Origin of the sequence: Lacticaseibacillus pantheris DSM 15945 = JCM 12539 = NBRC 106106 (genome assembly GCF_001591865.1) — a bacterium.
Lineage (GTDB): Bacteria > Bacillota > Bacilli > Lactobacillales > Lactobacillaceae > Lacticaseibacillus > Lacticaseibacillus pantheris.
In genome coordinates this window covers 1-7,215 of sequence record NZ_BCVS01000112.1, presented here as the reverse complement: position 1 = coordinate 7,215, position 7,215 = coordinate 1, and the positions used below count along the sequence as shown (strand labels likewise).

Below are 7,215 nucleotides of genomic sequence, written 5' to 3'. Positions count from 1 at the left end.
CTCAACCGGAGCCGCCACGCCAGTACGACCAGCCACTGCGGCGCTCACCGTGGAGCGGTCCACCAAGTCGTAGCACGCTACGGCACCCCCACTTGCCAACATTTTTAGATATTTGCGTCGGCTAGCCTTTGGTACACCGCCTGAAACTCCGTCGCCACCGCCTGCATCGTCGCCGCGTTCGTTAAGTAACTCTCCGCATGTACCAACAGCAACTTCACCTGCGGCAGCTCACCGCGCGCTTCCAGCGTTAACAGGTGGGTATGCGCGTCCTGCGCCTGCTGCACGTACTGCCCCACCAACGCCAACCGCTGATCCGCCTGCGCAAACTTACCCGCGCGACTTGACGCCATCGCTGCCATTGCCGCGTCCCGCGCGTTAGTCGCCGCACTAATCAACGTCATCATCTCATCCGTATCAGATACCGTCATCAGCAATACCTCCATACCCTGGTATGCGCCCTACTTCTTGGGCTTGCCCTTATTCTTCCGGTTACGTGCGCGGTTCTTTTTGTGCGCCTTCTTCTGCGGCGCCACCGTACCGGTCACCGCGTCCTGCAAACGGGGCTGTTTACCAGCCTCGCCAGCGGTCGCCCGAACGCGAGTATTAGCCTGCTCTTTGGGTTGCCGCTTCTTAGCACGGAGCTGCTCATCCGCCTCACTCACCGGCCGCTCGGTAGTCAGACCGTGGTTGCCCACGTACGCGCGTTCAACCGCATATTGTGGCACCAACTTTTTCAGGTCCCGGAAATCATGGTCATCACCCATCGTAATCACCGTACCCGGATTACCCATCCGTCCTGTCCGTCCGGCCCGGTGAATGTACGCCGTGGCCGTCCGGGGCACCTCAAAGTTGATAACTGCCGGCAGCTTGATTAGGTCCAACCCGCGACCAGCCAAATCAGTCGCCAATAGCAACTTAATTTTGCCTTTGCGGAACCCCACCATGGCCTGCTTGCGCTCCTGCGCCCGGGCATTACGCGACAGCACGGCAAACTTAATCCGCTGGTGACGCAAAATACCGGCCGCGCGTTCCATGCTGGCGTTCTTATTGAAGAAAACAAGTGCCTGGAAGCCCTCCGTGTGCGCCAAACGGCCCAACCACGCCACCTGGTGTTCCCGGCCACCACGCAAGAAGTAATGGTGGACCTCACCCTGGGTATGGTCCACCGCACGCACATCGACCACTTCCGGCTCAACGCCAAACCACTTGTGCAACTCGTGGAGCACCGGACCATCAGTGGCGGAGAAAAAGGCCAGTTGCAGTTCACCTGGAGCGTGTTGTAGCAAGTCGCGCACCTGACCCAAGCCAGGATCGCGCAGTAATTCGTCCGCTTCATCCACCACCATGGTCTCCAAATTATGCAACTTGGCCACCCCGTCGTCGGCGAGCTCTAGCAACCGCCCAACGGTGGCCACCACAACCTCTGGGTGCTTCTTGAGCTGTTCCTTTTGCCGGGCCACGTTCGCGCTACCCGTAATGGCGGTCACATGCACTCCGATTACCTGAGCATAGGGCTGCAATACGTCCCGCGTCTGCACGGCAAGCTCCTGCGACGGTGACAGAATAATAATTTGGATGCCATCCCCCGGTACAACTTTTTCCAGGAGTGGTAACCCAAAGGCCAGCGTCTTACCCGACCCCGTGGGTGCTAAACCCACGACGTCACGGTCCGCTCGTAACGGCTCCGCGACCGCTGCTTGAATGGGCGTTTCTGCTTTGAATCCCGCCTTAGCCCACAATGATTGAAATGGTGTTGCTACTGTCATTAAATGCCGCTCCTTATACGTAACGCACGCGACCCGACGGATACATCCCGCCCGGCCGCGTGCGCCCAGTTCCGTGTTACTCATCGTTCTTATTCTAACAGATAATTACCGTTCATCGCCGGGAAATTTAATCCCCGCCGCAACGCGCATGTTGGTAATCACCTGGTGGACCTGCCGCGAAAGCTGCAACTGCCGTGCGCAGGCCTCGTGATCACCGCCCTCAATCGTGTCGCCGAAGAACGCCGCTTCCGGCGCCATGGGGTTGTCCTCCTGTGGACCGGCCAATTGCTGCGTACCGTCCGGCGTCGTGAAGTCCATCTGCGTGATGCTCTCCGGTGCGTCCAGGCGGAGCGTGTCCTTACCAAAGTAGATTTCGGACGGCAGGTAGCTTTGCGTGGTCTTGCCGCAAATCATGTTCACGTCAAAGTCACCGTAGCTAAAGTGCATCACGCCGGTGCCATCAACGCCACTTTGCAGCATTGTCGGCTGGTAAGTCGCATGCTGTGGCACACCAAACCACCCAATCGCGGCGTAGACCAAATAGACACCCAGGTCCATCATGGCGCCACCCGCAAACTTAGTGGTAAAGACGTTGGGCTCACGGCCGGCCAGGTAGGCATCGTACCGTGAGGAATACTTCATGTACACGAGCGTCGCGCCGGTCACCTGGTGGTCGGCGATGAAATCACGCACGCGGTGGAAGTTCTCTTCGTAGACGTGGCGCGCGGCTTCAAAGACAAAGACGTCGGGATGGGCCGCCATGGCCGCATCCAACGCGGCGAAGTCGGCCACATTTGCAACCATCGGCTTCTCCACGATGACGTGCTTACCCGCATTAACGGCCGCCAACGTTTGTGCCGCGTGCAGGCTGTTGGGACTAGCAATGTACACCACGTCAAAGTATGAGCTGTTCAAAAACGCTGTCAGGTCATCAAACAACGCCACCTCATCATCATAATTAGTCGCAAACTCCTGGGCCTTGTCCAGGTGTCGAGAATACACAGCCGTCAGTTCAAACCGCCCGGTACCCTGAGCGGCGTCGATGAACTGCTTAGTAATCCAATTGGTACCGATGATACCTAAACGTAACATGCAGCTTCCCCCTTTGGGTGCAATAGTTGTTGTAAACGCATTACTTTCTTCTCTATTGTAACAGTTTACACGCCCCACCTAACAGGCCTAAACAAACAAAGACGCCATTTCCATATCGCCGCTTTCATTCGCAAAGTGACCGTACACAAATCTGACAAAAATATTTAATCAAATTGACCCCGCAAGTAATGTGCTTGGTGCTATGATAATTACGAAGGAGGTGTAATTCATGGTCAATCTTTGGCGATCACTACGCTCAATCAATAACCGACGTAATCACCACGTGAACGATAACGACAGTAACCCAGCATTGGCGCTGGCCCAGATATATGAAGGTAGCTTTGATTTTATCGACAGTGCCACGAATCGCCGCCACCGGCTGACCGTGAACGCAAACCTCGATATTATGATCGACAACAAGCAATTACCCGGCCAGATTGTCGGTGTTACCCGCGACGCTTTGACCTTCATCGACCACTTTGGTTACCACCTCATCGTTCGGTGCACGGGGGGAATCCCGGAAACCATTTATGATGAGGCCGAGGATGAAACCTACGCCATTATTTATCCCGAGGCCGAGGATGAAGCGACGGATGATTAGCATCAATATAACAAACGCGACGCCCCGCCACAGTCACGGTGGGGCGTTTTGCGTACGCTACGAGTCGTGATGCCGCCCCAAAAAGAATAACGGTAGCGGTCACCTCCTAATCGCCTTTACGCATAGATAACGAAGGTGTCACAGCTATAAATAACGCGTCGCATTTTTAAACCGCTTGCAAAGAATTTCCAAAAGATTCATTATATAGGTGGCAGAATCTACTAATATGTGTCTTTGATGGAGGAGGAGCAGCAATGGCAAAACCTGAATCAAGAAAAGAACTATTGGTTGCAGCGCGCACGGAATACGATAAGGTATGGAGCTTAATTAACTCATTACCCGATCAAGGTGAGTCGGGTAACTTTGACTTTCAGATTCCAGAACAAAACGTTCGTGACGTTCTGGTTCACCTAGCAACGTGGCAACAAATGTACCTGAAATGGAGTAGCGCTAATTTGGAGGGACACCACGTACGGTTTCTCCCGCGCCCATACACGTGGCAGGATTACGCAGCACTGAATAAGCACATCCTTGCTGAGCACCAGGACGTTAGCCTAACTGACGCCAAGACCGCCTTTGAGGAATCACATGCGGCCATTATCCACCAGGTGGAAGACCTGATTAACGAACAATTGTTTATCAAGGGTTTCTACAAGTGGACGGGTTCAACTGACCTGGGCGCTTATGCAACGGCGATTACGTACGGCAACTACGTGTGGGCCGTTAAGATTTTACGCAAGTTTAAGCGTGAAGCACGAGCAACAACCCGGGCATAGACCCCACTCACGTCAATAGGGTAGCATCAGCACAATTATCTGCGTGCTGGTGCTACCCTATTGTTTTATTTAAGCTCATGACGGTCATGACCCACCAAGTCATACACTTTGCCCCGAGCATGCCGTGGCCGACCCAGATAATACTCCCCCACCATCGCGTTGATCAACGCACCAATAATGAGTAGCATGGCCGATAAATCCAACCACAACATGAGCACCATCACCGTGCCGATAGTTCCGTACGAGCTGTAGCGGGTACCAAAGTAGCGCATGTACAAGGTGAATAACTGCGAGACGGCCAGCAACGTGACCACTGAAAATAAGGCACCCGGTAACACGTACCGTAGCTTGGTTTTCACGTTCGGCAACGCATAATCCACGATGATAATCACGGTGACCACCGCCACTAGCGTCACGGGCCATCGCCAATCATTGAAGGTTTGGAGCCAGGTATCGTCCAGCCCAATTACCGGCACTAACCACTCCAGGAACTGACTACCAAAGGTAAATGACAGCAGGACTGCACCCATGACCAGGACCAGCGCCAGCAATAGCAACATCGACACGAGTCGCTTAATGATGAAGTTTTGCGCGGGCTTCACGCCGTACACGCGGTTGTACCCGTTCTTAAGTTCGGTAATCCCCAGGCTGGCAGTCCACAGTGTGGCCACCGCCCCGATGGATAAAACCCCGCCACTCGTACTGGTCAGTAACCCCTTGATGATGGGATTCAGCCAGGTCATGATGCGTGACGGAATTACCTGCGCGAGGTACTGCGAGATGTTGCTATAGCTCAGCCCAAAGACGGGCAGCAGGTTCCCCACGGTAATCAGGAGTGGGAACAGGCTCAACACGGTGTAGTAGGTCACCGACGCGGCCCGCGTTCCAATCTCGGCGTCGCTATAACGGCGCCAGGCACGCAGCAAAGTCGCCCCCAGCTTTGCCCGCCGTGGAACCGCGACCCGCGCTAACGGCTGGTTCGTTTCCCGCAGCCGCTGCTGGTCCGCCGCGGAGATACCAATTTTACGGATCGCCGTCGTCCGCGAATCGCGATTTAATCGCCACCGCCGTGATTTAGTCATCGTGCCCACTCCCTTCGCAATTTCTTAATAATTTAATTATAGCAAAGCGCAACGGGCAAGCGGCACCTAACCTTGTGGATAAAGCAAAACGCACGGGGCCTGGTCATAATTAGCGGCTTCGTCAAAGCAATGAGCATCAACGCCAGCCGGCCTCTGACCAATCAGAGTTAAGGTGCGAAGCCGGCCTACAAACGTGGACCACCATGCAGCTCCCTGTGCCTAACCCAATAAAGCCGATATTCCTAAGTTCGGAAATATCGGCTTTATTACATTAGTGCTCGGGAGCTAACCGCATTGTGGCCCACTCTCATGTGTCATTAACTGTCTAATTACAGTGCCGCCACTCATTATCGGTTAAAATCCGCGCCGCCGCTAATCCCAACGGTAATGCGACGACCATCAGGGCGGCTTTGATCAACCAGGAACCACCCACCGCAAAGTTGTTGAGGCCCAGGTTGTACACTGCCCGGTACATGTACAGTCCTGGCACCATAATCACGATTGACGGGACCGTCAGTGAGATTCGGGGATAGCCCATTTGCTGCCGAATAAGTGATGCCAGCAATCCTGCCACCAACGCCCCAATGAACGCCGCCGCAGCTGCTGGTACCTGTGCATCGCTCAGTTCCAACCGCAACGTATTCGCCACCGCGCCAATACAACCGGCTACTGCCGCCATTTTAACGGGGCTGTTGAACATAATGGAGAAACCGAACACCCCGCAGAAGCTCGCCACCAAGCGCAAAGCCATCAGCGTACCCGCACCGAGGTTAAGGGCAATAAAGTTCGCTGGCTGAAAGTGCACCAGCATGGCCACCACCCAGCCAGTTAGGGTCGCCACCACAATCACGTTGATGGCGTATGTCATCCGCTCCAATCCCGAACGCATATCCAGCTTGGCGATGTCCAGCCCACTGGTAATGAACGGGAAGCCGGGAATTACGAACAACATGGCCCCAATGTAGCCCGCCTCATGTGCCGGCGCAACGTGTAGCCCTAGACGTAGGACGCTAAACAGCAATAGGTATGATACACAAGCTGCTGCCACGCTGACCGCGGTACTAGCCGTATAGGTGATGCTATGTTCGCCCATGATGCGCCGCAGGTAGTTCCCGACGCCGGCCCCTAAAAAGCAGCACAACATTTCGATCGGACCGCCGCCGAGCAGAAAGACGAACGCGCTACAAGCCAAAGCTGAGGCCAGTCCCACCTGCCAGGCGTTAAAGTTACCTGGTTTTTGCTGAATCTTATCCAACTGGAGGTGAATCTCGTGGGCCGTCATTTCCAGACAGTTGTCCTCAAAGTCAGCCACAAACCGAGCGATAACGGTCAACTTGTCGGTGTTGACCCCACTTTTAGGTAGCGACATGGTCTGGGAATAGTGACGGCCGGATTCGAAACATGTGTACTGAATGGAGACGAGCCCCACATCGGCGGCACAAGTTAATCCGAGGTGGCGCGCAATCGTGTTCATAGCTTCCCGCACACGCCAGGCTCCGGTACCACAGGACAGCATGATAATGCCCACCCGCCCAACGATGCTGGAGCGTTCGGTAAGACTACTTTGCGTCACCGGTGCCTGTGGGTTAACTACAAAGCTATGCCAGGGAATCGACATGTGGTGTTGCTGGGAAAGTGGCGCGTGATAATGTAACTCATCACCATTAGAGTGGTCCATGGTAACCTCCGAATGAAAACTGCAGCGTGAAAATATCAATTACTATTTAAGTTACCACTAATCACACTCGTTGTGAAAGCAACTTTGGGATGGTGGACGGCTGTGCTGGCAAAGTGGCGGCGGGGTTGCGGCTTACGTGCCCTGCGCTGTGGGTTGCTACGGTAGTGGTCGACGGCAGCGTTGGTCGGACCGGTGAGCTGCGGCTTTCGTGGGGTACTCC

The 7,215-nt window shown here is 54.8% G+C and carries 8 protein-coding genes; 2 read left to right on the top strand and 6 right to left on the bottom strand.

Translation table 11 applies throughout. From position 1 onward, the window contains the following. Positions 1 to 104 precede the first annotated feature (104 nt). From LPA02S_RS09880 to LPA02S_RS09870, 3 genes are all read right to left on the bottom strand, one after another. Positions 105 to 428 (bottom strand): PTS lactose/cellobiose transporter subunit IIA, encoded by a 324-nt coding sequence (locus LPA02S_RS09880; protein ID WP_054651766.1) that lies wholly within the window; start codon positions 426 to 428, stop codon positions 105 to 107. 30 nt (positions 429 to 458) lie between these two features. Next, positions 459 to 1,766 carry a DEAD/DEAH box helicase gene (locus tag LPA02S_RS09875; protein WP_056956664.1) on the bottom strand — a complete coding sequence of 436 codons (1,308 nt, stop codon included), beginning with the start codon at positions 1,764 to 1,766 and terminating at the stop codon, positions 459 to 461. A gap of 105 nt (positions 1,767 to 1,871) precedes the next feature. Then, complete coding sequence (locus tag LPA02S_RS09870; RefSeq protein WP_054651768.1) at positions 1,872 to 2,858, bottom strand: Gfo/Idh/MocA family protein; 987 nt, start codon at positions 2,856 to 2,858, stop codon at positions 1,872 to 1,874. Positions 2,859 to 3,087: 229 nt separating this feature from the next. Here LPA02S_RS09870 and LPA02S_RS09865 point away from each other — a divergent pair, with 229 nt between their 5' ends. Together LPA02S_RS09865 and LPA02S_RS09860 are read left to right on the top strand one after the other, a co-directional pair. Then, entirely contained in the window at positions 3,088 to 3,459 is a 372-nt protein-coding gene (locus LPA02S_RS09865) for a DUF4828 domain-containing protein (protein ID WP_054651770.1), read from the top strand. 254 nt (positions 3,460 to 3,713) lie between these two features. Further along, on the top strand, positions 3,714 to 4,235 hold the full coding sequence (locus LPA02S_RS09860; protein ID WP_054651772.1) for a ClbS/DfsB family four-helix bundle protein: 522 nt from the start codon (positions 3,714 to 3,716) through the stop codon (positions 4,233 to 4,235). A 65-nt stretch (positions 4,236 to 4,300) separates the two neighbouring features. On the opposite strand, the gene LPA02S_RS09855 is transcribed toward LPA02S_RS09860, so the two are convergent. The 3 genes from LPA02S_RS09855 to LPA02S_RS11835 form a co-directional block, all read right to left on the bottom strand. Beyond that, positions 4,301 to 5,317 (bottom strand): YihY/virulence factor BrkB family protein, encoded by a 1,017-nt coding sequence (locus LPA02S_RS09855; protein WP_056956665.1) that lies wholly within the window; start codon positions 5,315 to 5,317, stop codon positions 4,301 to 4,303. Positions 5,318 to 5,642: 325 nt separating this feature from the next. Next, positions 5,643 to 6,995: a threonine/serine exporter family protein gene (locus tag LPA02S_RS09850; protein ID WP_056956666.1), complete on the bottom strand. Its 1,353-nt coding sequence runs from the start codon at positions 6,993 to 6,995 to the stop codon at positions 5,643 to 5,645. Positions 6,996 to 7,030: 35 nt separating this feature from the next. Continuing rightward, a partial coding sequence (locus LPA02S_RS11835) for a hypothetical protein (protein WP_225354998.1) occupies positions 7,031 to 7,215 on the bottom strand: 185 nt, incomplete at its 5' end.

What these genes read in the sequence shown, in the direction of transcription:
- LPA02S_RS09880 (WP_054651766.1), bottom strand. Translation starts at nt 428, where the DNA reads ATGACGGTATCTGATACGGATGAGATGATGACGTTGATTAGTGCGGCG.
- LPA02S_RS09875 (WP_056956664.1), bottom strand. Translation starts at nt 1,766, where the DNA reads ATGACAGTAGCAACACCATTTCAATCATTGTGGGCTAAGGCGGGATTC.
- LPA02S_RS09870 (WP_054651768.1), bottom strand. Translation starts at nt 2,858, where the DNA reads ATGTTACGTTTAGGTATCATCGGTACCAATTGGATTACTAAGCAGTTC.
- LPA02S_RS09865 (WP_054651770.1), top strand. Translation starts at nt 3,088, where the DNA reads ATGGTCAATCTTTGGCGATCACTACGCTCAATCAATAACCGACGTAAT.
- LPA02S_RS09860 (WP_054651772.1), top strand. Translation starts at nt 3,714, where the DNA reads ATGGCAAAACCTGAATCAAGAAAAGAACTATTGGTTGCAGCGCGCACG.
- LPA02S_RS09855 (WP_056956665.1), bottom strand. Translation starts at nt 5,317, where the DNA reads ATGACTAAATCACGGCGGTGGCGATTAAATCGCGATTCGCGGACGACG.
- LPA02S_RS09850 (WP_056956666.1), bottom strand. Translation starts at nt 6,995, where the DNA reads ATGGACCACTCTAATGGTGATGAGTTACATTATCACGCGCCACTTTCC.